Genomic DNA, 25,325 nt, shown 5'->3' with positions numbered 1-25,325 from the left:
AAGCTGCCGAATCAACTGATAGCGCTGGACTTGTGCGCCTCAGCCATTAAACTGAGCACGCAAAATAAAGCCGCTTCCGGCAATGACCGACACCTTGGAAAAATCATGACAGGACAAAGCGCGTTCACCAAAGAAGAGCTGGTCGCATGCGGTCACGGCGAGCTATTTGGCGAAGGCAACGCCAGACTCCCCGTAGACAATATGCTCATGCTCGATCGCATCAATCACATCAGTTCAGAGGGCGGTGCAAATGGTAAGGGCGAGATTATTGCCGAACTGGATATTCATCCGGATCTCTGGTTTTTTGACTGCCACTTTCCCTCCGATCCGGTCATGCCTGGCTGCCTCGGACTGGACGCGATGTGGCAACTGGTCGGCTTCTTTTTAGGTTGGCGAGGCAACCCGGGACGTGGTCGCGCCCTGGGCTGCGGCGAGGTGAAATTTACCGGACAGATACTACCCACCGCCAGCAAAGTCACCTACAACATTAATATGAAGCGTATCATCGAACGCAAACTGGTCATGGGCATAGCCGACGGCAGCGTGTCGGTTGATGGCCGAGAGATATACACCGCCAACGACCTGCGCGTCGGCCTGTTTCAATCCACGGAGTCCTTCTAGAGCGATGAATAGACGAGTAGTTGTCACCGGCCTGGGCATTGTTTCTTGCCTGGGTAACGATGCTGAAACGGTCACCCAGTCACTTTACGACGGCAAGTCAGGACTCAGTGCGCGCCAGGAACATATCGACATGGGCATGCGTTCACACGTCGCTGGCAGCCCGGATATTGATACTGCTTCATTGATCGACCGAAAGCAGTTGCGCTTTATGGGTGACGCCGCCGCCTACGCGTACATCTCCATGCAGCAAGCGATTGAAGACTCAGGCCTGGAGGAAAGTGATGTCTCCAATATACGTACCGGTATTATTGCCGGCTCCGGTGGCGCCTCATCAGCCAGCCAAACACAAGCGGCAGACATTTTGCGAGATCGCGGCCTGCGCCGGGTTGGCCCCTACCGGGTCACCCAGACAATGGGCAGCACAGTCTCCGCCTGCCTGGCCACACCTTTCAAGATCAAGGGTGTGAATTATTCTATTTCGTCAGCCTGCTCTACCAGTGCCCATTGCATTGGCAATGCCATGGAGCAGATTCAGTTAAACAAGCAGGACATCGTATTTGCCGGGGGTGGTGAAGAGCTGCACTGGACTTTATCCAGCCTGTTCGACGCCATGGGCGCGCTATCAACCAAGTACAATGACACGCCCCAACGCGCCTCTCGCGCCTACGACGCTGACCGTGATGGTTTTGTAATCGCCGGTGGCGGCGGCATGCTGGTACTGGAAGAACTGGAACATGCTAAAGCACGAGGCGCAAAAATTTACGCAGAACTGGTGGGCTATGGCGCTACCTCCGATGGCTACGACATGGTCTCGCCTTCAGGCGAGGGTGCAGTGCGCTGTATGCAACAGGCGCTCGCTACAGTTGATGGGGCTGTGGACTACATCAACGCGCATGGCACCTCAACGCCTGCAGGTGACATACAAGAGCTGAAAGCGGTCAAAGACGCCTACGCTGATAGTGATCGTATTCCGGTAGTTGGCTCAACCAAATCCCTGTCCGGTCACTCACTGGGGGCTGCCGGGGTTCAGGAAGCCATTTACTCGCTGCTAATGCAGCAGAAGGGCTTTATCGCCGCTTCTGCCAACATTGATAACCTGGATCCGGAAGCTGAAGGCCTTCCCATTGCCCGGGAAAGATTAGACAACGTGGATTTACAGACAGTGATGTCTAACAGTTTTGGTTTTGGTGGCACCAACGCGTCACTGGTATTCCAGAAACTCACCGATTGATTGCCTTGCAGAAGTAGCCGCTGGCGGCTACTTCTGCTCACAATTCACGCCAGAAGATCCAGTAACAATACCTGCACCTTATCTCCTTCACTGACAACAACGCCCGGCGGCACCACTGCCAGTGCATCACTTTGGCTCACTGAGCTGAGTACACCAGAGCTCTGGTTAGCAAAACGGCGGGCCACAAGACCCTCATCACCGGATTCCAGCCTTACTCGAACATGGTCCTGCCTGGGACTTGATTTTGCAGTTGCGAAACCAGCTGTCACCGTCAGCTCGGGAATACGGCAATCGGTCGCGCCCTGTAGCTTTAACAAAAACGGCCTTGCCACAAGACAAAATGTTGCAAAAACCGAGGTAGGATTACCCGGCAACCCAATAAAAGGCGTATCGCCAATAGCCCCGAAAGCCAATGGTTTACCCGGCTTTATCGCCAGCTTCCACAAATCAATGTGCCCAATTTGCTCCACCTGGGCTTTCACGTGGTCTTCCTCGCCAACAGACACGCCACCAGAAGTGATCACACAGTCAGCCAACTCCGAGGCGCGCAGCAATGCCTTCGCCGTTGCCTGTGCGTCATCGGGGATAATGCCCACGTCAACAAATTCCAGGCCCAGCCTGGCGAGCAGGCCAGCGATAGTAAAACGGTTAGAGTTGTAAAGCTGACCGCCCGCCAAATCAGCGGTGCCGGGTTCAACCAATTCGTCCCCGGTTGAAAGCACCGCCACCTTAAGCCGGCGAAACACTGTTACCCGGGCAATACCGACCGAGGCCAGCAGTCCCAGGTCTTGGGGCCTTAAGCGGCGACCTTTGCTCAATGCCACCGCTCCTGCAGCAATATCTTGCCCCCGCGGTCGAATATTCTGCGCCGTAGTCACAGTCCCCTCGACCGAGAGCAAACCACCCTGGTCGACGCTGCAATTTTCCTGCATCACCACGGCATCGGCTCCCGCGGGTATCGGCGCTCCAGTAAATATTCTCGCTGCCGTTCCCGGCTGCAAAGGCTCCCCTACTGCTCCAGCGGCAATACGTTGGCTTATCGGCAGTGGTCCCGGCAGGTCTTCGCCACGCACGGCATAACCATCCATTGCACTGTTATCGTCCCCGGGAACATCGATACCAGAGATAACATCCTCTGCCAAAACCGCTCCAAGTGCGTCTATCAAGGAGAGTTCTTCGGTTGCCCCTGTCGGTCTGGCGCCCCCTAAAATTCGTTCCAGAGCCTCTTCCAGGGGCATCAAGGCACTCAACTGTGCTGTTCCCTGACTCTCAATACGCCCACAAAGTTGCAAGGCCTGTGAGTGCTGTCTAACTGCTCGCGAATAACCCCTGTCCAGGCTGTCTTGCAGGCGCCGGTAGAACCGGGGACACAAAAAATGACGGTGTTGTTGGCAAAGCCGGCCAATGCCCGCGACTGGATGGTTGAAGAGCCTATCTCCTGGTATGAAATAGCCCTGAAAAGCTCACCAAAGCCGTCTATGTCCTTATCGAACAGAGGCCGAACAGCCTCTGGCGTTGAATCTCTTCCCGAAAAGCCGGTTCCCCCTGTCACCAACACCGCATCGATGTCCGGGTCTGCGATCCAGGCAGAGAGCACCGCGCGAATTCGGTAAACATCATCGATTACTATCGCCTTGCTACCTTGACGGTGACCCGCCGATTCGAGCGCCTCCACCAGATATTTTCCGGACGTATCGTCCGCTTTGGTGCGAGTGTCTGACACGGTGAGCACCGCCACTGCCAGAGATTGGGGGGTGTCGTCGGTGGCCTTGACCATGGATGTTCCTCAGGTTTGTTGCTGAAAGTATTGTTTCACCTGGTCGGCAATGGCATTGCGCCAGGGCTGCTGTTTAATTGCGAATGTATTGCGAATTTTGCTGCATTCAAGCGATCGATTAAGACTGGGGGCATCAGGATCGAGCGGCATTAATTCCACAGCGCCGGTGCTGACATCAGAAAACTGCGAAGCAGCGGCCAGCACCGCTTCGGCAAACTCGTAATGGGTCGCTGTCTCCGTGCTGCAATAGTGATAGGTGCCCCACAGCTCGGCTCCCACACTCTGCTGATCAAGTAGCGCTGAAATCACTCTTGCACCGTCACCGGAAGCCACTGGACAACCCCGTAAATTATTGTCCAGAACCAGGTTTTCACCACTCACTAATTCACCCAGTACACGCGTCACTAAATTGGCTCCGTCACTGGCAAATACCGGGCCCAAACGCAAAATCAGGTACCTATCGCAGTACTTCCTCACTACCTGTTCAGCATCAGCCAAGAGTAAGCCGGTATCACTATTATTGTCAGGCAGATCTCCTTCGTTGTACATTCGGTCAAGGTCACCGGAAAAAACTCTGGAGCTGGAAATAAACATATAACAAGCACCGTCACGCTGACAGGCTTTAGCCACCCACTGACACCGCTTCAGATCCAGATCAACAACGTCCTGGCCCCCATCGGCCACCGCTTCCACCCGAATATCCACAACGACATTGGCCTCGGCCCTGCGCACGGCCTTCTTGGCTTGTCGCTCACTCTTCCAGCGCGACGCAGAACGGGTCAGGCACACCACGTCATGGCGGCTCAGGTCCTCCAGGAGTTCTACCAGCACCCGCCCAAGCGGACTGTCTGAACCGATTACGAGTACGCGCAAGCGAATGGCTCTTTAGTCGTCAAAGAAATGGGAACCGTATCATATTTGCGCGGGGCGCGGCGCAATTGTCGGCGACATGCACGACTACTGTAGCGTCTGCTATGCCAATTTAATCGGCAGAGGAAGCCGCTCGATAGCAGCCTCGTGAGTTGCCTCGATCAGCAAGAACGCCTGTCTAAAACGGAATATCGTCGTCGAAGTCGTTGAAGTCCTGCGCAGGAGCTGTCTGTGGAGCATTCTGAGCAGGGGCAGAACCTCCCTGGGCAGGGGCAGGGGCAGAAGACTGGGGCGACTGACCGCCATAAGCACCGCCGCCGCCCATATTGCTGTCGCCCTGACCTGAGCCCCGACTATCCAGCATCTGCATTTCGTTGGCGACCACTTCAGTGGTGTAGCGATCCTGACCCGACTGATCAGTCCACTTACGCGTTTGCAGGGCACCTTCGACAAATACTTTAGAGCCCTTCTTGAGATACTCCCCGGCAATCTGTCCAAGCCGATAATTACCCCGGTCACGGAACACCACGCGGTGCCACTCAGTGCGCTCTTTTTGTTCGCCTGTTTGCTTGTCGCGCCAGCTTTCGGAGGTCGCAATACTGGCATTGGTGACGGCACCACCATCAGGAAAAAAGCGGGTTTCAGGGTCGTTACCCAGGTTACCGATCAGAATGACCTTATTGACGCCACGTGTAGCCATGAAAGCTCCTTGTTCTCGCGATAAATGCTTATTTTAATGCACGCGTGACTATAACAATCCCACTGTTTAATTGCGACAGCACCAGGCACCAAAATCAATCCAATGGGTCCGCTACAACCCTCAGGTCATCAACTTATCCAACCAGTGACTGACAGTTTGAATAGGACGTCGCTGCCAGGCGGCTCCCCGCCGGCAATAAATGCTCTCCTCCCACGTGCGTGCCAGGTCGGTCGCCTTGTAACCCAGCCAACGCAAAGGTTCAGGCTCCCAGCGCCGCAGTACGGACTCCGGGCTGCCATTATAGGCCCAGGGGGCAGACGACAGTTCAGTCTCTCGCGATAACACCAGGTCGGCCAGGGTACGGGCCATCAGGTTTGACGCTCCAACACCTTCACCAACGTAGCCGCCGACGGTACCAATACCTGTTGCCCGGTCGTAAACTGCATGCGGCAGTCCATTGCGAGGAGCACCCAGTGTGCCGCCCCAGCGATGCGTTATGGCAGCTTTCCGCAATTGCGGAAAACACGCTAAAAGCAAACGGTGTATTGCCTCAAAACTCGGATCCGCAGGGCTAAATTGACTGCGCGGCTTACCACCAAAGCAATAGCTACCCCGTGCACCAAATACCATTCGATTGTCTGCACTGCGCTGACCGTAGGTGGTGAGTGGACTAACATCGCAAAACACCTCTGAATCAGCCAGACCCAGTGTTTGCCATGTTTGCTCATCCAGCGGCTCAGTGGCAATGATCCTGCTTTGCAAGGCCAGCACCCTGCGCTCTGTGTTGGCCACTCCGGCACCATAGCCCTCCAGTGCCAGCAGGCGATGGGTGGCATGCACTCGCCCACAGGAAGTCATCATTGCTCCCGGTGTCAGAGCAGTCACCGGCGTTTGTTCATAGATACGCACACCCATATCACGCAGAGTCTGCGCAAGACCCAACACCAGGCGAGCCGGTTGAATACGAGCAATATGGGGCGTGTAGATAGCGCCAGCAGGCTGATGAATGCGCAGACGAGACTCAAGCTCATGGGCTTCCAGCCACTGATAATCTTGTTCACCAAAACCCGCAGCTCTGTAATCGGCAAGACTGTCCCGCAGAATTCGCGCCTGCTCGGGGTAACGTGCCGCTGCAAAGATACCACCACTGCGCTGGTAATTGCAGTCTATGCCATGCCGCTCCAGCACGCCCTCCACCTCTGGCAGAATACTATGAATCTGGGCCCTCGCTGACTCTCGTCGATCACCGTCCAGAACTGACAGCAATCGGGTCTCACCTTCAATAGCAGACATCATCCACCCGCCATTGCGCCCCGATGCGCCAAAACCGCAGCGTTGGGCTTCCAGCACGCAAATCTGTAGGTCCGGTGCGAGCGTTTTCAGGTAGTAAGCGGCCCACAGACCGGAGAAGCCGCCACCGGCGATGGCCACGTCCACCTTGATGTCCATATCCAGTGCTTGCCCTACGGGCTCGTGAGCCGCTTGCTCCATCCACAGGCTGATATCAGCTGCAGACCCCACAATTATTCTCCCCTGGCTGCAGCAGGCGCGCCCAGCAAGGAATTTGTGGGCAAGAACACTACCAGCCAAAGAGCCGACAGTCCCAGACAGCATCCAAGTAACAACGAGGCGCCGCCGCTCTTGAGCAACCATCCGCCCAATGCGCCGCCGGCAAACGCGCCCAGGAACTGGCAGGTGGAGTAGACACCCAGGGCCGTACCTTTGCCGCCGGCGAATACCATTTTGCTCACCAGGGACGGCAAGGTCGCCTCCAAATAATTAAACCCGACAAAAAATAACCACATGCCTAAATACAACAACAGCGGAGATGCGGGAGCTGAAATAACGGTCATAGCCAATATCAACAGCACGATCGCCAACAAAAACATAGCGTGTAAACGACCTTTGCGTTCAGCCATGATCATCATGGGCACCATTCCCACTATGGACAACAACAGGGCAGGAAGATAAACCATCCAATGGCTGTTGCGGTCCAGGCCTGCTACCTCAAGGAGCAGCCCGGGTACCACCAGAAACAAGGCCATAAGCACAAAATGCAGGCTGAACACGGCGAAGTTCAGGCGCAGCAGACCTGCATCCTGGAGGCTGCGTGCGAACAAGCCCCGACGAGCGCCCACCTCATCATACATTTGCCCCACAGGCGGCGTTGGAACCAGCAGCAGGACAATCGCGACCCCCACAATCGCCAGCACTGTTGTGAACCAAAACACCGCGCTCAAGCCGCCTGCCGCTGCCACCAATGGGCCCAACACCAGTGCCATGGCAAAAGAAAGGCCAATACTCATTCCGACTATTGCCATCGCTTTAGTTCGCTGCTCTTCACGGGTCAAATCAGCTACCAACGCCATCACCGTGCTGGCTATCGCTCCAGCGCCTTGCAAGGCTCGCCCTACAACCACCCCCTCAATGGTCTCCGCCATACCCGCGACTACGCTGCCCAGAGCAAATACCAGCAGACCGCCGACAATGACCGGCTTGCGACCCAACTTGTCGGAGAGCCAGCCCAGGGGAATCTGCAGCAAGGCTTGCGAGAGCCCATAAACTCCCAAAGCCAGACCGATCGTCAAAGGATCGGCACCAGGGAGGTCTGCGGCATACAAGGCCAGCAGCGGCAAAACCATAAACAGGCCGAGCATCCGGAAGCTGTACAACAAGGCAAGGGAGCTGACGGTGCGCCGCTCCAGTGGTGTCATGGGATGTTCGGTAATCACAGGGGAACTGAATCTTGGAATTTGAGCAGCAGCATAACAGCTTCAAGGCGAGGTCACACACTGTGTCAAACCTCAGCCCATGGTCAAATGATACTTTTCGCACAGCATTAAAGTCCGTTTCCCTTTGCATGGCGTAACACTCAAGGCATATACTTTTCTGTTCCAATTTTTCTGCGGTACTCCCTGCTAATGGACACAATTCAAGTTCGCGGCGCGCGCACTCACAATCTGAAGAACATCGACCTTGATATCCCCCGCGACAAGCTGGTGGTGATCACTGGGTTGTCCGGTTCAGGTAAATCATCGCTCGCTTTTGACACACTCTACGCCGAAGGTCAGCGGCGTTATGTGGAGTCCTTGTCCACCTACGCTAGGCAGTTCCTGTCGATGATGGAAAAGCCGGACATGGACCATATTGAAGGCTTGTCGCCGGCTATTTCTATTGAGCAGAAATCGACATCGCATAATCCTCGCTCTACCGTGGGTACCATCACTGAGATTTATGACTACCTGAGACTGTTGTTTGCCAGAGTCGGCGACCCACGCTGCCCCGATCACGGCCTCAACCTGAAGGCGCAAACGGTGAGCCAGATGGTGGACACCGTGCTGGCGCTGCCAGAGGGCAGCAAACTCATGCTGCTGGCGCCGGTAATACGCGATCGAAAAGGTGAGCATCTACACATTTTTGAAGAGCTTCGCGCGGCGGGATTTGTGCGCGCTCGCATAGACGGCATTGTGACCGACCTGGACGACCTCCCGACCTTAGACAAAAAGAAGAAACACCGAATTGAAGTCGTGGTCGACCGGTTTAAAGTGAGAGACGATCTCGGACTCCGTCTGGCAGAATCGTTCGAAACCGCTCTTGGACTCACCGATGGCCTGGCCTCCATTTCCTGGATGGACGGAGATGGATCCGATATTGCTTTCTCCGCCAGATTCGCTTGCCCTGAATGCGGACACAGTATCGACGAGCTGGAACCCCGCCTGTTTTCGTTCAACAACCCTGCAGGCGCCTGCGGCGGTTGTGACGGATTGGGAGTGAAGCAGTACTTTGATGCCGAGCGTATCGTGCTGCATCCGGAATCCAGTCTTGCCGAAGGTGCCATTCGCGGCTGGGATCGCCGCAATGTTTATTATTTCCATATGCTCACTTCGCTGGCTGAACACTATGGCTTTGATATTAATGCGCCCTACGACGCACTGAGCGCAAAGCACCAGAAAGTCATATTGCACGGAAGTGGTAAACAGGAAATCGCTTTTTCCTATATCAACGACCGCGGTGACGTGTTCAAGCGCACTCATCCCTTCGAAGGGATCATCCCCAACATGGACAGGCGCTACCGTGATACGGACTCACAGTCAGTGCGCGAAGACCTGGCAAAATTTCTTGCTACCCAGCCCTGTCCGGATTGCGGCGGCACGCGGCTACGCCGGGATGCTCGTCACGTGTTTGTCGATGAGCGCAATCTGCCGACCATTACCGACATGCCCGTTGGAGAAGCAGAGGTGTACTTTAATGAGCTGATGCTAGAGGGCCGCAAGGGCGAAATCGCAGACAAGATCCTCAAGGAGTTGCGCGCGCGCTACCGCTTCCTGGTGGACGTGGGCCTGAACTATCTGACGCTGAATCGCAGTGCCGAAACGCTGTCGGGAGGAGAGGCCCAGCGCATTCGCCTCGCCTCGCAAATAGGAGCGGGGCTGGTTGGCGTTATGTACATTCTCGATGAACCTTCTATTGGTCTGCACCAGCGAGACAATGAGCGACTGTTGAACACTCTTACCCACCTGCGTGACCTGGGTAACACAGTGCTCGTTGTCGAGCACGACGAAGATGCCATTCGTGCCGCTGATCACGTTATCGACATCGGCCCCGGGGCCGGCGTACACGGCGGGCAGGTCGTCGCCGAAGGCACCATGAAACAGATAACAGCCAACAAGCAGTCTCTCACTGGAGATTATCTTTCTGGTCGCAAGAAAATCGAAATACCCAAGAAGCGCACACCGCTGAATAAAAAGAAACAGCTGGTGTTGACAGGGGCTACCGGCAACAACCTGCAACAGGTCACCCTGGAAATACCGCTGGGGCTTCTGACCTGCGTTACCGGCGTATCCGGCTCAGGCAAGTCCACGCTTATTAACGGCACGCTTTACCCGCTGGCGGCCACCGAACTCAATGGTGCCACCACGCTGACAGCAGCGCCGCACGATGCAATAAGCGGCATGGATCAAATAGACAAATGTATCGATATCGACCAAAGCCCTATCGGCCGCACCCCCCGCTCGAACCCGGCCACCTATACCGGTATCTTCACCCCGGTACGGGAACTGTTCGCAGGCACTCAGGAGTCTCGCTCTCGCGGCTACAAACCTGGGCGCTTCAGCTTCAATGTCAAAGGGGGGCGCTGTGAAGCCTGTCAGGGCGATGGTGTCACCAAGGTAGAGATGCATTTTCTCCCCGACATTTACGTGCCCTGCGATGTCTGTAAAGGCAAGAGATACAACCGAGAGACGTTGGAGATTCGTTATAAGGGCAAGAGCATCCATGAAGTCCTCGACATGACGGTTGAAGACGCACTGGAGTTTTTCGAACCGGTCCCTGCGATTGCCCGTAAATTGCAAACGCTGATGGATGTCGGACTGTCCTACATCCGACTGGGACAGGCGGCCACCACTTTGTCCGGTGGCGAAGCGCAGCGGGTAAAACTGTCCCGGGAACTGTCGAAGCGAGATACCGGAAAAACCCTCTACATCCTTGATGAACCGACCACTGGCCTGCATTTTGAGGACATCAAGCAACTGCTGGAAGTACTGCACCGACTGCGAGATCACGGCAATACAATGGTGATAATCGAGCACAACCTGGATGTCATCAAGACGGCAGATTGGGTTGTCGATTTAGGCCCAGAGGGGGGTTCTGGCGGCGGTCAAGTCATCGCCACCGGAACGCCGGAAGACGTGGCAAAGACCAAGGGCTCCTATACCGGCCAGTTCCTGGCGCCGATGCTGAGTAAACGCACGCGCAGCAAGGCCGCATAAGCCGCCGCCGAAGCGACGCGCACGAAAATTATTAAAGGCGCTTCTTATCGGCCCGTGGCCTCGTCGAGGCCCTTTCGAAGCAAGCCCGCCCATCGGGTCAAGGTACGGTCTGCTTCTGCCTTGTTAGTCACTCCATTGGTCCACTGGAAAGTGCCGTAGTCGGTACCTCGACGTCGATCACGGGCTCTGGCCAAGACCTGGCCAGTAGTGCCATCAACCAACTCCAAAGCCAGCGTCATTTCGCCAGCCGAAGTCGTATAGGATCGATTCATTCCAGGACTCATGGTGTCCGGGGCATTGACGTCAAGATTGATGATTGACGGCCGAACGATGAGCACCGCCTCGCCCTTATCAAATTGGTCAACGATGTCATACGCTGGATCGGCCAGTAGTGCTTGCGAAAAATGATCGCTACAGGCATCGCCCAGCGCACTTTTCATACTGCTCACATCCTGCTGAGTTACTCGACTGGACAGATCCAGGCGATTGTTATTCTGGTCGCGAAGCCAATTTTTACGGAAAGAGACGGAGCATGCCTCTACACCAATGCTCTTGTATGAGCCCAGTTCGGCCGCCGGCAAAAGGTACACCTCCTGAAACTTGGTACCCTGCTGCAGAACCAGTCCATCCTGAGAAACCGGCTCGGGCTGGTTTGAAGCACAAGCCGTAAGAAACAAACCGCTGAGTAGCAAAACTATAAATCTGTTCATCATTTACCTACCTGTTTACTGACGTTGGCTGCGAATTGAGAATATTAGACTAGATTATGACGGCTTGCGTAGTTTTATCCCCTTCGAAGACTGACCAAATAAACGGCATGACCCTTCTGGCATTTTATACAGGGACACATCTGCGTCCTTCCAGTATGGGACACACCCCACGATACAAGGGCCACAAAAAAGCCGGGCATCAGCCCGGCTTTTTTAATCACTCTCGGCGATCAAGAATCAATCCTCGTCAGCGTAATCTTCGACCTGTGGACGATCAACTAATTCAACGTAGGCCATAGGAGCCTTGTCACCGGTGCGGAAGCCACACTTCATGATACGAATATAACCCCCGGGACGCTCCTGGTAACGAGGACCTAACTCGTTGAACAGTTTGCCAACCGCTTCTTTGCTGCGAGTACGATCAAACGCCAGGCGACGATTTGCAACACTGTCGTTCTTTGCCAGGGTAATCAGAGGCTCCGCGTAACCACGCAGCTCCTTCGCCTTGGGCAGGGTAGTTTTAATCAACTCGTGCTCCACCAGAGAGTTGGTCATGTTACGGAACATGGCCTTACGGTGAGAACTGTTGCGGTTTAACTGACGTCCGCTATGACGATGACGCATTTTTCCAATCCTATCTTCAGGGTGCTATCTCAGCACTGCTATCAGGTTGACCGGGGAGCCTAAGCGCTCAGTACCCGGTCGTCGTTTTTCAGGCTGGCAGGCGGCCAGTTGTCCAGGCGCATGCCCAGTGACAAGCCGCGTGATGCCAATACATCCTTGATCTCGGTGAGAGACTTCTTACCCAAATTAGGGGTCTTCAGCAGCTCAACCTCAGTGCGCTGCACCAGGTCTCCGATGTAGTAAATATTTTCAGCTTTCAGGCAGTTGGCAGAGCGAACAGTCAATTCCAGATCATCAACTGGACGCAACAGAATTGGATCAACCTCGTCCTCTTCCTCAACAGACTCAGACTCAGACTCGCTTTCCAGGTCAACAAACACGGCCAACTGCTGCTGCAGAATGGTCGCGGCGCGACGGATTGCTTCTTCCGGATCGATCGTGCCGTTGGTTTCAAGGTCAAGTACCAACTTGTCCAGGTCGGTACGCTGCTCAACGCGCGCAGACTCAACCACGTAAGATACACGGTGCACGGGAGCAAAAGTTGCGTCCAACTGCAGACGACCAATTGAGCGGGTCTCTTCTTCAGGATTCTCGCGAGAATCCGCGGGAGAGTAGCCTCGACCTCTGGCCACGGTCAGCTTCATGTTAATTTCAGAAGCGCCGTTGAGGTGACAGATCACGTGATCCGGATTACGGATCTCGATATCGTGGTCTACCTGGATATCGGCTGCCGTTACCGCACCTGAACCCTTTTTGCTCAGAGTCAGTTCAGCCTCTTCCTTGCCGTTCATCACCAGGGCAACGCCCTTGAGGTTAAGCAGGATTTCAATCACGTCTTCCTGTACGCCTTCAATTGCACTGTACTCGTGCAATACGCCGTCAATCTCTACCTCGGTGATCGCACAACCAGGCATGGAGGACAGCAGGATACGGCGCAAGGCATTACCCAGAGTGTGGCCAAAACCACGTTCAAGGGGTTCCAGGGTAACCTGGGCGCGCGTGCTGTTCTTTTCATCAACATTGATTACACGCGGGGTCAAAAATTCGTTCACTGCACTCTGCATACGGGGCACCTTTATTTAGGTTAGTCCTTCAGTGGATTACTTGGAGTAAAGTTCGACGATCAGGTTTTCGTTGATCTCTGAAGAGAGATCCTGACGGTCAGGGACAGACTTGAAAGTACCTTCCAGCTTGTCCGCATTTACTTCGATCCACTCAGGCTCGCCACGCTGGGCAGCCAATGCCAATGCTGACTGCACACGCAGTTGCTTCTTGGCCTTTTCACGCAAGGCGACAACGTCACCTGCTTTTACCTGGTAAGAGGCGATGTTGACCACCTGCCCGTTCACCATGATAGATTTGTGAGCAACCAGCTGACGCGATTCAGAGCGCGTTGAGCCAAAGCCCATACGATAAACAACGTTATCCAGTCGAGATTCCAACAGCTGCAGCAGGTTCTCACCGGTAGCACCCTTCAGACGGGCAGCTTCCTTGTAATAATTGCGGAACTGCTTCTCCAGTACGCCGTATATACGACGAACTTTCTGCTTCTCGCGCAGCTGCACACCGTAATCGGACAGACGACCGCGGCGGGCGCCGTGCTGGCCTGGTATTGCTTCTGCTTTACACTTACTTTCGAGTGCGCGCACACCGCTCTTCAGGAACAGATCAGTTCCTTCACGACGGGAGAGCTTGCACTTGGGTCCAATATATCGAGCCATGTCTAGTTCTTCCTTTGTGCGTTACACGCGACGTTTCTTGGGAGGACGACAGCCGTTATGGGGAATCGGCGTCACGTCAGTAATGTTAGCGATCTTGTAGCCACAAGCATTCAGTGCTCGTACGGCAGACTCACGACCCGGTCCTGGGCCCTTTACCTGCACGTCGAGATTTTTAAGACCATATTCCTTGGCGGCTTCACCGGCACGTTCGGCTGCAACCTGGGCAGCAAACGGGGTGCTCTTACGAGAACCGCGGAAACCAGAACCACCTGCAGTGGCCCAGCTCAGGGTGTTACCCTGACGGTCAGTAATCGTAACAATGGTGTTGTTAAAAGACGCATGCACGTGGGCGATCCCGTCCACTACAGTCTTCGTGATTTTCTTACGAGTGCTTTTGGCACCTGGCTTAGCCATATCGTAGTTCCTGCTTTAATATCAACACTGCACTTTGGTGCAGCTACACTAAAAGGATTCGCTGTGGGGTGACGCTAGGTCTGCCCTTACTTGCGAATCGGCTTACGCGGTCCCTTGCGGGTACGCGCGTTTGTCTTGGTGCGCTGACCGCGAAGCGGTAAGCCACGCCGGTGACGCAGGCCGCGGTTGCAGCCCAAGTCCATCAAGCGCTTGATGTTCATTGACACTTCACGACGAAGGTCACCTTCCACCATCATCTCAGCGACTTTGCCACGTAGGGCATCCATCTCTGTTTCTGACAGTTCACCAATCCTGGTGCTTTCTGTGACACCGGTAGCGGCACACAACTCTTTAGCGGTTGTGCGCCCTACACCGTAGATGTATGTCAGTGAGATAACAGCATGCTTGTTATCTGGTATGTTGACGCCGGCAATACGAGCCATCCAACTTTCTCCAAAAATAATCTTTCGCTTTACTACGCGATTTACGCAAACCCCTGATTTAACTCAGTTTTGCTGATTTCTCAGCGGGGTAGGCGCGAAAGGCGCAGCATTCTAGCGATATCGTTACAAAAAATCAACCGTGTCCGGGTTTAACCCTGACGCTGCTTATGACGCGGATCTGTGTTGCAGATCACCCGCACAACGCCATTACGACGTACAACTTTACAGTTGCGGCAGATTTTCTTGACTGATGCACGTACTTTCATCGTTACTTCTCCGTTTAGGCTAATGGGCGCTTAGCGAACGCGCCCAGCACCACCATAGTTCTTCAAGTTGGCCTTCTTCATCACCGAATCGTACTGGTGTGACATAAGGTGGCTCTGCACCTGGGCCATAAAATCCATTACCACAACAACCACGATCAGCAGTGAGGTACCACCCAGATAAAAGGGCACGTTCCACATCACCACCAGGAACTGTGGCATCAAGCAGACCAGCGCAATATAAGCAGATCCGAATACCGTCAGCCGAGTCAGCACGCCATCGATATAGTTGGCGGTCTGTTGTCCCGGACGTATGCCGGGCACAAATGCTCCGGAACGCTTCAGGTTGTCAGCCACTTCAACCGGGTTGAACATCAACGCCGTGTAGAAGAAGCAGAAAAACACTACAAACACTGTGAACAACAATATGTTCAACGGCTGGCCAGGGCCAATGGCAACGGCCAGGTCCTGCAACCAGTCTGCACCCCCGGAAGAGCCAAACCACTGCGCGATAGACGCAGGAAACAACAATATACTGCTCGCAAAAATGGCTGGGATGACGCCCGCCATGTTCACTTTAAGAGGCAGATGCGAACTCTGCGCCTGGTACATCTTGCGACCTTGCTGTCGCTTGGCGTAATTCACCGTGATGCGGCGTTGGCCGCGCTCGATGAATACGATTAAATAAATAACCGCGATCGCCAGTGCCAGAATAAACAACAGCACCAGGATATTCAGTTCACCCTGCCGCGCCTGCTCAAGAGACTGGCCTATAGCCGCGGGCAGTCCCGCCACAATACCGGCGAAGATCAACAGCGAGATGCCGTTACCCACACCTTTTTCCGTAATTTGCTCACCCAGCCACATCATAAAGACTGCACCAGTCACCAGAGAAGTAATGGCAATCACATAAAACAGCAGTGATGTGTCATAACTCATGCCCTGATTAGCCATACCCACGGTCATACCTGTGGCCTGTATGACCGCCAGCACGACTGTGAGGTAGCGCGTGTACTGGCTTATCTTGCGACGACCAGACTCACCTTCTTTTTTCAACTGCTCCAGCTGTGGGGTTACGGCCGACATCAACTGCATGATGATCGATGCAGAGATGTAAGGCATGATACCCAACGCCAGGATGCTCATCCGCTCCAGAGCGCCACCGGAAAACATGTTCGCCAGGCCCAGGATCGTTCCCTGGTTCTGGTTAAACAATGCCGCCAGTTGATTAGGATCTATTCCCGGAACAGGAATATGCGTTCCTATCCGGTAAACAATAATTGCCAGTAAAACAAAACGAAGGCGAGCAAAAAGCTCGCCCATGCCTGCCTTGTTTACTGAGGGCAGCTGTCCTTGAGCCATTTATTCCTCGATCTTCCCGCCAGCTTTTTCTATTGCTTCACGGGCACCTTTGGTTACCGCGAGGCCTTTAACAGTCACAGCCTTACCGAGGTCTCCAGACAGGAATACGCGAGCGCGAAGAACGCTATCCTTGACCAGGTCGGCCGCTTTCAGCGCGTCCAGGTCAACGACATCGCCTTCCACTGCATTCAGTTCTGACAAACGAACCTGTGCGGTGGTGCGAGCCATGCGAGAGCTAAAGCCATACTTTGGCAGTCGCTTTTGCAGAGGCATCTGACCGCCCTCAAAGCCGGGACGCACAGATCCGCCGGAACGAGATTTCTGGCCTTTGTGTCCACGGCCGGCAGTTTTACCGTCGCCGGAGCCAATCCCGCGACCAACACGCTTACTGTCTTTCCGAGAACCCGGTGCTGGGCTCAAGGTGTTCAGTCTCATTACATCTGACATGTTTTAGTCCTCAACCCGTACCAGGTAGTGTACTTTGTTGATCATGCCGCGAGTGGAGGGTGTATCTTCCACTTCAACGGTATGACCAATTCGACGCAGGCCGAGGCCGGCAACGCATGCCTTGTGGTTAGGCAAGCGGCCATTAACACTCTTAACCTGGGTAACTTTGATCATTGCTTTTGCCATGATTATTCGCCCAATACTTAATTCAAAATTTCTTCAACAGACTTGCCACGCTTGGCTGCAACGTCCTCGGGTGCGCACATGTCACGCAGACCGTTGAAAGTCGCACGTACTACGTTCACCGGATTGGTGGACCCGTAACACTTGGCCAATACGTTGTGCACACCAGCGATTTCAAGAACAGCTCGCATCGCGCCACCGGCAATAACACCAGTACCTTCAGACGCAGGCTGCATGTATACCTTGGAAGCACCGTGGGCAGCCTTCACAGGGTATTGAATAGTGCCGTTGTTCAGGTCTACCTGAATCATGTTGCGACGGGCAGCTTCCATAGCCTTCTGGATGGCAACAGGCACCTCACGCGCCTTACCGCGGCCAAAGCCTACTTTGCCATTACCATCGCCCACTACAGTCAGCGCGGTGAAACCGAAAATCCGGCCACCTTTAACTACTTTGGCGACGCGGTTGACCTGTACCAGCTTCTCCTGGAGATCACCTTCGGTCTGCTGCTGCTTTTTCTGATCGTTAAAAGCCATATCTACTTACCTTAGAATTCCAGTCCACTTTCACGGGCAGCGTCGGCCAGGGCCTTAACGCGTCCGTGGTACTTATAACCACCGCGGTCGAAAGCGACCTTCTCGATGCCTGCTGCCTTGGCGCGCTCAGCGACCAACTTGCCAACAGCCGCAGCCGCGTCGATGTTACCGGTTGCGCTTTTACGCAGGTCCGTGTCCAGGGTAGAAGCACTCGCCAACACCTTGTCACCTTCAGGCGCAATCACCTGGGCGTAGATGTGCCGGGGAGTACGGTGCACGCTCAAGCGGTTAACGCCCAGTGTACGCATGCGAGCGCGAGCACGACGTGCGCGACGCAGCCTTGAATCATTCTTTGTACTCATGTCAACTTACCTACTTCTTCTTGGCTTCTTTACGACGAACATACTCGTCAGCGTAACGAATACCCTTACCCTTGTATGGCTCTGGCGGACGGTAGCTGCGAATCTCAGCAGCTGCCTGGCCTACGGCCTGCTTGTCGACACCCTTCACAACGATCTCAGTCTGGCTGGGGGTTTCAGCAGAAACACCTTCAGGCAGCTGGTAATCGACAGGGTGGGAAAGACCTACGGTCAGGTTGACACTTTTGCCGGAAGCCTTGGCACGGTAACCAACACCGTTTAACACCAACTTCTTCTCCCAGCCTTCGCTGACGCCCTTCACCATATTGTTCACCAGCGCGCGAGTCGTCCCGGCCATTGCCTTGGACTTGTCGGACTCATAAACGAAGGTCAAGACGTTGTCATCCTGGCTTATCTGTACGCCGTCAACTACTGACAGTTCCAGCGTACCTTTGCTGCCTTTAACGGTAAGATCGGAGCCGTTAAGCTTGATCTCTACACCGCTAGGCAGTTGTACCGGATTATTTGCGACTCTAGACATTCTGAATGCTCTTCAAATCAATTAATTTAGAATACTGTGCAAAGCACTTCACCACCGACACCGGCAGCGCGTGCAGCGCGATCAGTCATCACACCTTGAGAGGTGGAAACAATCGCTACACCCAGACCACCGCGAACGGCTGGCAGCTCGCCTTTGCCTGCGTAATTACGCAGACCGGGACGGCTGATGCGGTCGATCTCAGCGATGACCGGCTTACCCTGGTAGTATTTCAGTTCGATGGCCAGCCTGGGCTTGCCTTCTTCGTTAGATGCATTGAAGTCAGCGATATAGCCTTCTTCCTTCAGCACATTGGCAACAGCAGCTTTCAGCTTGGAACCGGGCATTTCTACGCCAGTCTTACCAGCCATTTGTGCGTTGCGAATACGGGTCAGCATATCTGACAGCGGATCTTGCATACTCATTTCAATATCTCTCCGTTACCAGCTAGCTTTAACCAGGCCAGGCACATCACCGCGCATAGCTGCTTCACGCAACTTGTTACGACAAAGGCCAAACTTACGATACACCGCGTGTGGACGGCCAGTTACCGCGCAGCGACGCTGCTGGCGAACCGGGCTGGCATCACGTGGCAACTTTTGCATAGCAATTTGCGCGTCCCACTTCTCTTCATCAGAAGCATTTACGTCAGCGAGTATCGCCTTCAACGCAGCACGCTTCTGTGCGTACTTAGCTACCATACGTGCACGCTTGTTCTCACGTGCAATCATAGATTTCTTAGCCATGTATAAAGCCTCTTAACCTTTCAGGGGGAAGTTGAAAGCACGCAACAGAGCGCGGCCTTCATCATCCGTACGAGCAGTGGTGGTGATAGCAATATCCATGCCGCGAAGGGCATCCACCTTGTCGTAATCAATTTCTGGGAAGATGATCTGCTCAGTTACGCCCATCGCGAAGTTACCGCGACCGTCAAATGACTTGGGGCTAATGCCGCGGAAGTCACGAATTCGGGGAATAGCGATACTGATCAAACGCTCCAGGAACTCATACATACGCTCAGAGCGCAGAGTAACCTTGCAACCGATGGGCCATGCTTCGCGAACCTTAAAGCCGGCGATCGATCTACGCGCCTTGGTTACGACGACTTTCTGACCGGAAATTTTCTCCATGTCGGCAACGGCGGCCTCGAGGACCTTCTTGTCGCCTAATGCTTCACCAACACCCATGTTCAGGGTGATCTTGGTAATGCGAGGAACCTCCATCACATTATCTAAACCCAGCTCTTCTTTCAGCTGGAGAGCGATTTCGCTCGTGTATTTTTCTTTCAAAGTTGCCATGTCTATTACCTGTTAATCCGACCGGCTTAGCCGACAGCCTCGCCACTGGATTTAAAGATACGAACTTTATCGTCGCCTTCGACCTTGAAGCCCACACGATCAGCCTTGCCAGTATCGGAATTGAAAATCGCCACATTCGAAACCTGAATGGGAGCTTCTTTCTCCACGATACCGCCAGCAACACCCGCTTGGGGGTTGGGCTTGGTGTGCTTCTTAATCATGTTGATACCAGAAACGATGAGTTTATCGTTATCCAATACTTTGCGAACCTTACCGCGCTTACCCTTGTCCTTACCGGCCAGGATAATCACTTCGTCATCGCGCTTGATCTTCAACATTTTCGTTCCTCTCCTCGGCCTTAAATAACTTCAGGGGCCAGAGAAATAATCTTCATAAATTTTTCGCCGCGAAGTTCGCGAGTTACTGGGCCAAAAATACGAGTCCCAATAGGTGCGTCCTGTGCGTTCAGCAGCACTGCAGCGTTGTCGTCAAACTTGATCAGGGAACCGTCGCCTCGGCGAACTCCCTTCTTTGTTCGAACTACAACAGCAGTCATCACCTGGCCTTTTTTGACCTTGCCGCGAGGGATGGCTTCTTTAACGGTAACCTTGATCAGGTCTCCAACGCGCGCATAGCGACGCTTGGAACCGCCAAGGACCTTGATGCACATCACACGACGGGCGCCGCTGTTATCTGCGACTTCCAAATACGACTGTGTCTGAATCATCTCTTACTCCAAACTGCGACCGTCCGGGCCGCAAAACTAACCACTACCCGTGAGGGCCTTATACCTGAGCGGCGCTCTCTACTACTTCAACCAAGTTCCAGGTCTTACTCTTGGAAATCGGACGAGTTTCGGCAACAGTGACTGTGTCGCCTATGTCACACTGGTTGCTCTCATCGTGTGCATGGATCTTCGATGAACGTGTAATGTACTTGCCATACACCGGGTGCTTAACCCGACGCTCGACCAGCACAGTAATGGTCTTGTCCATCTTGTTACTGACAACCCGACCAGTTGCCGTACGTGTACGCTTCTCTGCAGCTGACATACTTAGTTACCCGCCTTTTGTGTAAGTACAGTCTTCACGCGAGCGATGTCACGCTGGTTCTGCTTGAGCAAATGAGACTGCCCCAGCTGACCAGTGGACTTCTGCATGCGCAGCTTGAACTGATCTTCACGCAGCGTGAGCAGCTGCTTATTCAGGTCCTCAGCGGACTTATCATGCAAATCGCTTGCTTTCATCACATCACCGACCGTTTAACAAATGTTGTAGCAACGGGAATTTTGGCTGCCGCCAGATCAAACGCCTCACGCGCCAGTTCTTCAGATACGCCCTGCACTTCGTAAAGCACTTTACCGGGCTGAATCTGGGCTACCCAGTATTCAACATTACCTTTACCTTTACCCTGGCGGACTTCCAGCGGCTTGCCTGTAATCGGCTTGTCCGGGAAAACTCGAATCCAGATTTTTCCGCCACGCTTAATGTGACGTGTCATAGCACGACGAGCCGCTTCAATCTGGCGCGCTGTAATGCGGCCGCGACCTGTCGCTTTCAAACCGTATTCGCCAAAGCTCACCTTGCTGCCGCGATGGGCAAGACCGCGGTTGCGGCCCTTATGAGTCTTGCGAAATTTTGTACGCTTTGGTTGGAGCATCTGCGTAACCCTTAATTAGTTGCTGTCTTCTTGGGAGCTTCGGCAGCCTCGTCAGCGCCGATAACCTCACCTTTGAAAATCCAAACCTTCACACCAATGATGCCGTAGGTAGTAGCGGCCTCATACGTGGCGTAATCAATATCCGCTCGCAGCGTGTGAAGAGGCACTCGACCTTCGCGGTACCACTCGGAACGTGCAATTTCAGCACCCCCCAAACGACCGCCAACCTGGATCTTGATACCTTGCGCACCCTGGCGCATCGCGTTCTGAACCACACGCTTCATCGCGCGACGGAACATCACACGACGCTCCAACTGCTGCGCTACGTTCTGGGCGACCAACTTGGCGTCCAGATCGGGCTTGCGAATCTCTTCGATGTTAATGTGAACTGGCACACCCATCTTCTCGGTAAGAATCTTACGCAGTGCGTCTACATCTTCACCTTTCTTACCAATCACGATACCGGGACGGGCAGTGTGAATAGTGATGCGAGCAGTTTGCGCCGGACGCTCGATCACAATACGGCTTACCGAAGCATGCTCCAGAGCCTTCTCGATGTACTCACGCACTTGCAGATCATTAATTAACTGCTTGGCATAGTTTTTACTGTCGGCGTACCAGATAGAGTTATGTTCTTTAACAATACCCAAGCGGATGCCGATAGGATGTACTTTCTGACCCATGTGGTGGTCTCCTTAGCCTTCGCCGTCTGCAACTTTCACGGTAATGTGACAGCTACGCTTTAAAATTCGATCTGCGCGACCCTTGGCACGGGGACGCAGGCGCTTCATGGTCATGCCTTCATCAACAAAGACAGTGGATACCTTGAGCTCATCCACGTCAGCGCCTTCATTGTTCTCTGCATTGGCAATCGCTGAGTCAAGAACCTTCTTGACCAAGTGAGCAGCCTTTTTATTGCTGAATTCCAACAGGATCAGCGCCTCTTCTACAGGCTTGCCGCGGACCTGGTCAGCGACCAGGCGGGCTTTCTGCGCAGAAATCTGCGCGCCTTTCAGTCTTGCTGCAACTTCCATTTCCTAAACCTCTTTACGGAGCGCTTAGCGCTTCGCCTTTTTGTCTACGATATGACCCTTGAACGTGCGGGTTACCGCAAATTCGCCCAATTTGTGGCCAACCATATCTTCGTTGACCAGCACAGGTACGTGCTGACGGCCATTGTGAACAGCGATTGTCAGTCCAACCATATCCGGAGACACCATGGAGCGGCGTGACCAGGTCTTGATGGGGCGACGATCGTTGCTTTCAATCGCGACTTCAACTTTCTTCATCAGGTGAAGGTCAATAAAAGGACCTTTCTTCAGTGAACGCGGCACAATCTCTTCCTCTAATCTCTAGTCAAACGACCGTTATTTCTTACCACGACGGCGTACGATCAACTTATCAGTACGCTTGTTCTTACGTGTCTTGTAACCCTTGGTTGGGGTACCCCAGGGGCTCACCGGATGACGGCCACCAGAGGTCTTACCTTCACCACCACCATGAGGGTGATCAACCGGGTTCATGGCAACACCACGAACGGTCGGGCGAACACCACGCCAGCGGGCTGCACCGGCTTTACCCAATTTACGCAGGCTATGTTCTGAGTTCGATACTTCACCCAGGGTTGCACGGCAGTCAGCCAGCACCTTACGCATCTCGCCGGAGCGAAGACGCAGGGTTGCATATTGACCTTCGCGAGCGACCAACTGAACCGAAGCACCAGCAGAACGCGCAACCTGTGCACCTTTGCCAGGCTTTAACTCGATCCCATGCACAACAGAACCCACTGGGATGTTGCGTAAAGGCAGGCAGTTGCCTGTCTTGATTGGTGCACCAGAACCGGACTGCAGTACGTCACCCGCTTTCACGCCCTTGGGTGCGATGATGTAGCGGCGCTCGCCATCGGCAAACAACAGCAGCGCAATGTGCGCGGTGCGATTTGGATCGTACTCAATGCGTTCTACCTTGGCGGGGATTCCGTCCTTGGTGCGCTTAAAGTCGATCAAACGATAGTGCTGCTTGTGGCCACCACCAATATGTCGTGTAGTTATACGACCATTGTTGTTACGACCACCGTTGCGGCTCTGCTTTTCCAATAAAGGCTTGTGTGGTGCGCCTTTGTGCAAATCCTCACTGACAACGCGGACGACGTGACGACGACCGGGTGAAGTGGGCTTGCTCTTCAAAATTGCCATTGCGATCCGACTCCTTACTCAACAGAAGCAAAGTCGATGTCTTGACCCTGCTCCAGTCGTACATATGCTTTTTTCCAGGTCGGCTTAGTGCTGTAACCAAAACGGTTGCGCTTCACCTTGCCTTTCACCTTCAGAGTGCAGACATTGTCGACCTTGACCTTGAACAGTTGCTCAACGGACTTTTTGATCTCCGCTTTAGTTGCATCTACTGCAACCTTGAAAACAAACTGGTTATTTTCGTCAGCAACAATGGCCGCTTTTTCGGAAACGTGCGGGCCTACCAGCACTTGAAATACGCGCTCTTGGTTCATCCCAACATCTCCTCAAGCTTTTTAACCGCGTCAACAGTCACGATCACTTTGTCGTGGGCGATGAGGCTAACAGGGTCAACACCGTCTACATCGCGAACATCAACCTTGTGCAGGTTGCGTGACGCCAGGTAGAGGTTTTCGTTTACTTCTGCAGAAACGATCAGCGCGTTATCAACACCGTAGCCACCCAATTGCTCTAAAAGCAGCTTGGTTTTGGGCTGTTCCAGGTCCAGACTTTCTACCACGACCAGACGTTCCTGGCGGGCCAGCTCAGACATGATGGTGCGCAGAGCAGCGCGATACATTTTGCGATTCACTTTTTGCGAGTGATCCTGCGGCTGGGCCGCGAAGGTCACACCACCGGAACGCCAGATGGGAGAACGAATCGTTCCCGCACGAGCTCGACCGGTACCTTTTTGACGCCATGGCTTCTTACCACCGCCAGAAACCGCTGCGCGGTTCTTTTGGGCACGAGTGCCCTGTCGGGAGCCTGCCATATAAGCAGTCACGACCTGGTGAACCAGGTCCTCGTTGTATTCTTTAGCGAAAGCAACATCAGAGACGGAAACCTTGCCCGCATCTGCATTACCCGCTTTAACTACATTCAGTTCCACGTTAGAGACCCCCTAACCTTATGCCTTGACAGTGGGACGTACGACGACGTCACCACCCGGAGCACCTGGCACGGCACCCTTGATGAGCAGCAAATTGCGCTCGGCATCAACACGAATAACTTCCAAACCCTGGGTAGTCACTTGCTCGGAACCCATGTGGCCTGACATCTTCTTGCCTTTAAATACACGGCCGGGTGTTTGACACTGACCGATAGATCCATTGGCACGGTGAGAGATAGAGTTGCCGTGTGTGGCATCCTGCATGGTGAAGTTCCAGCGCTTGATACCGCCCTGAAAGCCTTTACCCTTGGACTTGCCAGTCACATCTACAATCTGACCAACCTCGAAGCGCTCAACCGTTAGCTCAACGCCAACTTCAGGAGCTTCATCAGAGGCTTCCAGACGAAACTCAGACAGCTTGGTGCCTGCCTCGACACCCGCCTTGGCGAAATGTCCTGCTTCAGATTTACTCACTTTAGAGGCCTTACGGTTTCCCGTTGTGACCTGAATTGCTCTATAACCGTCGGTTTCGAGCTCTTTGATCTGAGTAACGCGGTTTGGAGAGACCTCCACTACGGTTACGGGTATTGATGCGCCGTCTTCGGTAAAAACACGAGTCATACCGGACTTGCGGCCGACTAATCCAATAGCCATTTTGCTAACCTCTCAGTGTACGGGGCT

37 protein-coding genes are annotated in these 25,325 nt (G+C 54.0%); 3 read left to right on the top strand and 34 right to left on the bottom strand.

Annotated features, from left to right (window positions below):
* The first annotated feature begins 105 nt into the window (after window positions 1-105).
* Both fabA and fabB read left to right on the top strand, forming a co-directional pair.
* Window positions 106-621 (top strand): 3-hydroxyacyl-[acyl-carrier-protein] dehydratase FabA, encoded by a 516-nt coding sequence (fabA, locus tag EYC87_RS15050; protein ID WP_040542712.1) that lies wholly within the window; start codon window positions 106-108, stop codon window positions 619-621.
* Between the two features lie 4 nt (window positions 622-625).
* On the top strand, window positions 626-1,852 hold the full coding sequence (gene fabB, locus EYC87_RS15045; protein WP_279253575.1) for a beta-ketoacyl-ACP synthase I: 1,227 nt from the start codon (window positions 626-628) through the stop codon (window positions 1,850-1,852).
* Between the two features lie 44 nt (window positions 1,853-1,896).
* On the opposite strand, the gene EYC87_RS15040 is transcribed toward fabB, so the two are convergent.
* From EYC87_RS15040 to EYC87_RS15015, 6 genes are all read right to left on the bottom strand, one after another.
* Complete coding sequence (locus tag EYC87_RS15040; RefSeq protein ID WP_279253574.1) at window positions 1,897-3,102, bottom strand: molybdopterin molybdotransferase MoeA; 1,206 nt, start codon at window positions 3,100-3,102, stop codon at window positions 1,897-1,899.
* A complete protein-coding gene (gene moaB / locus EYC87_RS15035; protein ID WP_279253573.1) occupies window positions 3,099-3,629 on the bottom strand; it encodes a molybdenum cofactor biosynthesis protein B in 531 nt (176 codons plus the stop codon). The genes EYC87_RS15040 and moaB overlap by 4 nt, the downstream gene beginning before the upstream one ends.
* Before the next feature lie 9 nt (window positions 3,630-3,638).
* A complete protein-coding gene (locus tag EYC87_RS15030; protein WP_279253572.1) occupies window positions 3,639-4,502 on the bottom strand; it encodes an SDR family oxidoreductase in 864 nt (287 codons plus the stop codon).
* A 175-nt stretch (window positions 4,503-4,677) separates the two neighbouring features.
* Window positions 4,678-5,199 (bottom strand): single-stranded DNA-binding protein, encoded by a 522-nt coding sequence (ssb, locus tag EYC87_RS15025; RefSeq protein WP_279253571.1) that lies wholly within the window; start codon window positions 5,197-5,199, stop codon window positions 4,678-4,680.
* 120 nt (window positions 5,200-5,319) lie between these two features.
* A complete protein-coding gene (locus EYC87_RS15020; RefSeq protein ID WP_279253570.1) occupies window positions 5,320-6,720 on the bottom strand; it encodes an NAD(P)/FAD-dependent oxidoreductase in 1,401 nt (466 codons plus the stop codon).
* Between the two features lie 2 nt (window positions 6,721-6,722).
* Complete coding sequence (locus EYC87_RS15015; RefSeq protein ID WP_279253569.1) at window positions 6,723-7,931, bottom strand: MFS transporter; 1,209 nt, start codon at window positions 7,929-7,931, stop codon at window positions 6,723-6,725.
* 189 nt (window positions 7,932-8,120) lie between these two features.
* Here EYC87_RS15015 and uvrA point away from each other — a divergent pair, with 189 nt between their 5' ends.
* Window positions 8,121-10,967, top strand: coding sequence for an excinuclease ABC subunit UvrA (gene uvrA, locus EYC87_RS15010; RefSeq protein WP_279253568.1), 2,847 nt, complete (start codon window positions 8,121-8,123; stop codon window positions 10,965-10,967).
* Window positions 10,968-11,011: 44 nt separating this feature from the next.
* Here the strand turns inward: uvrA and EYC87_RS15005 are convergent, their stop codons facing one another.
* From EYC87_RS15005 to rplC, 28 genes are all read right to left on the bottom strand, one after another.
* Window positions 11,012-11,677 carry a DUF3313 family protein gene (locus tag EYC87_RS15005; protein WP_279253567.1) on the bottom strand — a complete coding sequence of 222 codons (666 nt, stop codon included), beginning with the start codon at window positions 11,675-11,677 and terminating at the stop codon, window positions 11,012-11,014.
* 237 nt (window positions 11,678-11,914) lie between these two features.
* Complete coding sequence (gene rplQ, locus EYC87_RS15000) at window positions 11,915-12,301, bottom strand: 50S ribosomal protein L17 (protein WP_040542688.1); 387 nt, start codon at window positions 12,299-12,301, stop codon at window positions 11,915-11,917.
* 59 nt (window positions 12,302-12,360) lie between these two features.
* On the bottom strand, window positions 12,361-13,365 hold the full coding sequence (locus tag EYC87_RS14995) for a DNA-directed RNA polymerase subunit alpha (RefSeq protein WP_007230702.1): 1,005 nt from the start codon (window positions 13,363-13,365) through the stop codon (window positions 12,361-12,363).
* 36 nt (window positions 13,366-13,401) lie between these two features.
* Window positions 13,402-14,022, bottom strand: coding sequence for a 30S ribosomal protein S4 (gene rpsD / locus EYC87_RS14990; RefSeq protein WP_007230670.1), 621 nt, complete (start codon window positions 14,020-14,022; stop codon window positions 13,402-13,404).
* 21 nt (window positions 14,023-14,043) lie between these two features.
* Window positions 14,044-14,436 (bottom strand): 30S ribosomal protein S11, encoded by a 393-nt coding sequence (gene rpsK, locus EYC87_RS14985; protein WP_040542686.1) that lies wholly within the window; start codon window positions 14,434-14,436, stop codon window positions 14,044-14,046.
* 86 nt (window positions 14,437-14,522) lie between these two features.
* On the bottom strand, window positions 14,523-14,879 hold the full coding sequence (gene rpsM / locus EYC87_RS14980) for a 30S ribosomal protein S13 (protein ID WP_007230682.1): 357 nt from the start codon (window positions 14,877-14,879) through the stop codon (window positions 14,523-14,525).
* A 149-nt stretch (window positions 14,880-15,028) separates the two neighbouring features.
* Window positions 15,029-15,145, bottom strand: coding sequence for a 50S ribosomal protein L36 (rpmJ, locus tag EYC87_RS14975; protein ID WP_066055334.1), 117 nt, complete (start codon window positions 15,143-15,145; stop codon window positions 15,029-15,031).
* A 30-nt stretch (window positions 15,146-15,175) separates the two neighbouring features.
* Window positions 15,176-16,504, bottom strand: coding sequence for a preprotein translocase subunit SecY (gene secY, locus EYC87_RS14970; RefSeq protein ID WP_007230678.1), 1,329 nt, complete (start codon window positions 16,502-16,504; stop codon window positions 15,176-15,178).
* Window positions 16,505-16,939 (bottom strand): 50S ribosomal protein L15, encoded by a 435-nt coding sequence (rplO, locus tag EYC87_RS14965; RefSeq protein WP_040542703.1) that lies wholly within the window; start codon window positions 16,937-16,939, stop codon window positions 16,505-16,507.
* Window positions 16,940-16,954: 15 nt separating this feature from the next.
* Window positions 16,955-17,137 carry a 50S ribosomal protein L30 gene (rpmD, locus tag EYC87_RS14960; protein ID WP_007230699.1) on the bottom strand — a complete coding sequence of 61 codons (183 nt, stop codon included), beginning with the start codon at window positions 17,135-17,137 and terminating at the stop codon, window positions 16,955-16,957.
* A 17-nt stretch (window positions 17,138-17,154) separates the two neighbouring features.
* Window positions 17,155-17,670, bottom strand: a complete 516-nt coding sequence (rpsE, locus tag EYC87_RS14955) for a 30S ribosomal protein S5 (RefSeq protein WP_007230692.1) — start codon at window positions 17,668-17,670, stop codon at window positions 17,155-17,157.
* A gap of 11 nt (window positions 17,671-17,681) precedes the next feature.
* Window positions 17,682-18,032: a 50S ribosomal protein L18 gene (gene rplR, locus EYC87_RS14950; RefSeq protein WP_279253566.1), complete on the bottom strand. Its 351-nt coding sequence runs from the start codon at window positions 18,030-18,032 to the stop codon at window positions 17,682-17,684.
* Between the two features lie 10 nt (window positions 18,033-18,042).
* Complete coding sequence (gene rplF / locus EYC87_RS14945; protein ID WP_279253565.1) at window positions 18,043-18,570, bottom strand: 50S ribosomal protein L6; 528 nt, start codon at window positions 18,568-18,570, stop codon at window positions 18,043-18,045.
* 26 nt (window positions 18,571-18,596) lie between these two features.
* The gene (gene rpsH / locus EYC87_RS14940; protein WP_279253564.1) at window positions 18,597-18,992 is read right to left on the bottom strand and encodes a 30S ribosomal protein S8; all 396 of its coding nucleotides are present in this window, start codon (window positions 18,990-18,992) and stop codon (window positions 18,597-18,599) included.
* A 15-nt stretch (window positions 18,993-19,007) separates the two neighbouring features.
* Complete coding sequence (gene rpsN / locus EYC87_RS14935) at window positions 19,008-19,313, bottom strand: 30S ribosomal protein S14 (protein ID WP_279253563.1); 306 nt, start codon at window positions 19,311-19,313, stop codon at window positions 19,008-19,010.
* A gap of 12 nt (window positions 19,314-19,325) precedes the next feature.
* Entirely contained in the window at window positions 19,326-19,865 is a 540-nt protein-coding gene (gene rplE / locus EYC87_RS14930) for a 50S ribosomal protein L5 (RefSeq protein ID WP_279253562.1), read from the bottom strand.
* 26 nt (window positions 19,866-19,891) lie between these two features.
* A complete protein-coding gene (gene rplX / locus EYC87_RS14925; protein ID WP_007230675.1) occupies window positions 19,892-20,203 on the bottom strand; it encodes a 50S ribosomal protein L24 in 312 nt (103 codons plus the stop codon).
* Between the two features lie 20 nt (window positions 20,204-20,223).
* The gene (rplN, locus tag EYC87_RS14920) at window positions 20,224-20,592 is read right to left on the bottom strand and encodes a 50S ribosomal protein L14 (RefSeq protein WP_040542677.1); all 369 of its coding nucleotides are present in this window, start codon (window positions 20,590-20,592) and stop codon (window positions 20,224-20,226) included.
* A gap of 58 nt (window positions 20,593-20,650) precedes the next feature.
* Window positions 20,651-20,917, bottom strand: coding sequence for a 30S ribosomal protein S17 (gene rpsQ, locus EYC87_RS14915; RefSeq protein ID WP_279253561.1), 267 nt, complete (start codon window positions 20,915-20,917; stop codon window positions 20,651-20,653).
* Window positions 20,918-20,919: 2 nt separating this feature from the next.
* Window positions 20,920-21,111 carry a 50S ribosomal protein L29 gene (rpmC, locus tag EYC87_RS14910; RefSeq protein ID WP_007230718.1) on the bottom strand — a complete coding sequence of 64 codons (192 nt, stop codon included), beginning with the start codon at window positions 21,109-21,111 and terminating at the stop codon, window positions 20,920-20,922.
* A complete protein-coding gene (gene rplP / locus EYC87_RS14905) occupies window positions 21,111-21,524 on the bottom strand; it encodes a 50S ribosomal protein L16 (RefSeq protein WP_007230671.1) in 414 nt (137 codons plus the stop codon). The genes rpmC and rplP overlap by 1 nt, the downstream gene beginning before the upstream one ends.
* A gap of 11 nt (window positions 21,525-21,535) precedes the next feature.
* Window positions 21,536-22,207 carry a 30S ribosomal protein S3 gene (gene rpsC, locus EYC87_RS14900; RefSeq protein ID WP_007230679.1) on the bottom strand — a complete coding sequence of 224 codons (672 nt, stop codon included), beginning with the start codon at window positions 22,205-22,207 and terminating at the stop codon, window positions 21,536-21,538.
* A gap of 12 nt (window positions 22,208-22,219) precedes the next feature.
* Window positions 22,220-22,558, bottom strand: a complete 339-nt coding sequence (gene rplV / locus EYC87_RS14895; protein WP_007230677.1) for a 50S ribosomal protein L22 — start codon at window positions 22,556-22,558, stop codon at window positions 22,220-22,222.
* 24 nt (window positions 22,559-22,582) lie between these two features.
* Window positions 22,583-22,858 (bottom strand): 30S ribosomal protein S19, encoded by a 276-nt coding sequence (rpsS, locus tag EYC87_RS14890; protein ID WP_007230719.1) that lies wholly within the window; start codon window positions 22,856-22,858, stop codon window positions 22,583-22,585.
* A gap of 33 nt (window positions 22,859-22,891) precedes the next feature.
* On the bottom strand, window positions 22,892-23,719 hold the full coding sequence (gene rplB, locus EYC87_RS14885) for a 50S ribosomal protein L2 (protein WP_007230696.1): 828 nt from the start codon (window positions 23,717-23,719) through the stop codon (window positions 22,892-22,894).
* 14 nt (window positions 23,720-23,733) lie between these two features.
* The gene (rplW, locus tag EYC87_RS14880) at window positions 23,734-24,030 is read right to left on the bottom strand and encodes a 50S ribosomal protein L23 (protein ID WP_007230688.1); all 297 of its coding nucleotides are present in this window, start codon (window positions 24,028-24,030) and stop codon (window positions 23,734-23,736) included.
* Window positions 24,027-24,644, bottom strand: a complete 618-nt coding sequence (gene rplD, locus EYC87_RS14875; RefSeq protein WP_007230687.1) for a 50S ribosomal protein L4 — start codon at window positions 24,642-24,644, stop codon at window positions 24,027-24,029. Before rplD ends, rplW begins: the two co-directional genes overlap by 4 nt.
* Before the next feature lie 18 nt (window positions 24,645-24,662).
* Window positions 24,663-25,298, bottom strand: coding sequence for a 50S ribosomal protein L3 (gene rplC / locus EYC87_RS14870; protein WP_007230683.1), 636 nt, complete (start codon window positions 25,296-25,298; stop codon window positions 24,663-24,665).
* Window positions 25,299-25,325 lie beyond the last annotated feature (27 nt).

This window comes from Candidatus Seongchinamella marina (assembly GCF_026262685.1).
Taxonomy (GTDB): Bacteria; Pseudomonadota; Gammaproteobacteria; order Pseudomonadales; family Halieaceae; genus Halioglobus; species Halioglobus marinus.
The sequence above is the reverse complement of the archived record's forward strand: the minus strand, read 5'-3'. Positions and strand labels throughout refer to the sequence as shown.

Coding starts and splice junctions, on each gene's coding strand:
- fabA (WP_040542712.1), top strand. CDS start 106: ATGACAGGACAAAGCGCGTTCACCAAAGAAGAGCTGGTCGCATGCGGT.
- fabB (WP_279253575.1), top strand. CDS start 626: ATGAATAGACGAGTAGTTGTCACCGGCCTGGGCATTGTTTCTTGCCTG.
- rplN (WP_040542677.1), bottom strand. CDS start 20,592: ATGATTCAGACACAGTCGTATTTGGAAGTCGCAGATAACAGCGGCGCC.
- rpsM (WP_007230682.1), bottom strand. CDS start 14,879: ATGGCTCGTATTGCCGGCGTCAACATACCAGATAACAAGCATGCTGTT.
- rplO (WP_040542703.1), bottom strand. CDS start 16,939: ATGAGACTGAACACCTTGAGCCCAGCACCGGGTTCTCGGAAAGACAGT.
- rplP (WP_007230671.1), bottom strand. CDS start 21,524: ATGCTCCAACCAAAGCGTACAAAATTTCGCAAGACTCATAAGGGCCGC.
- rpmJ (WP_066055334.1), bottom strand. CDS start 15,145: ATGAAAGTACGTGCATCAGTCAAGAAAATCTGCCGCAACTGTAAAGTT.
- rplC (WP_007230683.1), bottom strand. CDS start 25,298: ATGGCTATTGGATTAGTCGGCCGCAAGTCCGGTATGACTCGTGTTTTT.
- rplB (WP_007230696.1), bottom strand. CDS start 23,719: ATGGCAATTTTGAAGAGCAAGCCCACTTCACCCGGTCGTCGTCACGTC.
- EYC87_RS14995 (WP_007230702.1), bottom strand. CDS start 13,365: ATGCAGAGTGCAGTGAACGAATTTTTGACCCCGCGTGTAATCAATGTT.
- rpsC (WP_007230679.1), bottom strand. CDS start 22,207: ATGGGTCAGAAAGTACATCCTATCGGCATCCGCTTGGGTATTGTTAAA.
- EYC87_RS15005 (WP_279253567.1), bottom strand. CDS start 11,677: ATGAACAGATTTATAGTTTTGCTACTCAGCGGTTTGTTTCTTACGGCT.
- rpsH (WP_279253564.1), bottom strand. CDS start 18,992: ATGAGTATGCAAGATCCGCTGTCAGATATGCTGACCCGTATTCGCAAC.
- rpmC (WP_007230718.1), bottom strand. CDS start 21,111: ATGAAAGCAAGCGATTTGCATGATAAGTCCGCTGAGGACCTGAATAAG.
- rplR (WP_279253566.1), bottom strand. CDS start 18,032: ATGAGTACAAAGAATGATTCAAGGCTGCGTCGCGCACGTCGTGCTCGC.
- rpsD (WP_007230670.1), bottom strand. CDS start 14,022: ATGGCTCGATATATTGGACCCAAGTGCAAGCTCTCCCGTCGTGAAGGA.
- rplW (WP_007230688.1), bottom strand. CDS start 24,030: ATGAACCAAGAGCGCGTATTTCAAGTGCTGGTAGGCCCGCACGTTTCC.
- uvrA (WP_279253568.1), top strand. CDS start 8,121: ATGGACACAATTCAAGTTCGCGGCGCGCGCACTCACAATCTGAAGAAC.
- rpmD (WP_007230699.1), bottom strand. CDS start 17,137: ATGGCAAAAGCAATGATCAAAGTTACCCAGGTTAAGAGTGTTAATGGC.
- moaB (WP_279253573.1), bottom strand. CDS start 3,629: ATGGTCAAGGCCACCGACGACACCCCCCAATCTCTGGCAGTGGCGGTG.
- rpsE (WP_007230692.1), bottom strand. CDS start 17,670: ATGGCTTTTAACGATCAGAAAAAGCAGCAGCAGACCGAAGGTGATCTC.
- rpsQ (WP_279253561.1), bottom strand. CDS start 20,917: ATGTCAGCTGCAGAGAAGCGTACACGTACGGCAACTGGTCGGGTTGTC.
- rpsN (WP_279253563.1), bottom strand. CDS start 19,313: ATGGCTAAGAAATCTATGATTGCACGTGAGAACAAGCGTGCACGTATG.
- ssb (WP_279253571.1), bottom strand. CDS start 5,199: ATGGCTACACGTGGCGTCAATAAGGTCATTCTGATCGGTAACCTGGGT.
- rplV (WP_007230677.1), bottom strand. CDS start 22,558: ATGGAAGTTGCAGCAAGACTGAAAGGCGCGCAGATTTCTGCGCAGAAA.
- secY (WP_007230678.1), bottom strand. CDS start 16,504: ATGGCTCAAGGACAGCTGCCCTCAGTAAACAAGGCAGGCATGGGCGAG.
- rplQ (WP_040542688.1), bottom strand. CDS start 12,301: ATGCGTCATCGTCATAGCGGACGTCAGTTAAACCGCAACAGTTCTCAC.
- rplF (WP_279253565.1), bottom strand. CDS start 18,570: ATGTCTAGAGTCGCAAATAATCCGGTACAACTGCCTAGCGGTGTAGAG.
- rplX (WP_007230675.1), bottom strand. CDS start 20,203: ATGTTGAAGATCAAGCGCGATGACGAAGTGATTATCCTGGCCGGTAAG.
- rpsK (WP_040542686.1), bottom strand. CDS start 14,436: ATGGCTAAGCCAGGTGCCAAAAGCACTCGTAAGAAAATCACGAAGACT.
- rplE (WP_279253562.1), bottom strand. CDS start 19,865: ATGGCAACTTTGAAAGAAAAATACACGAGCGAAATCGCTCTCCAGCTG.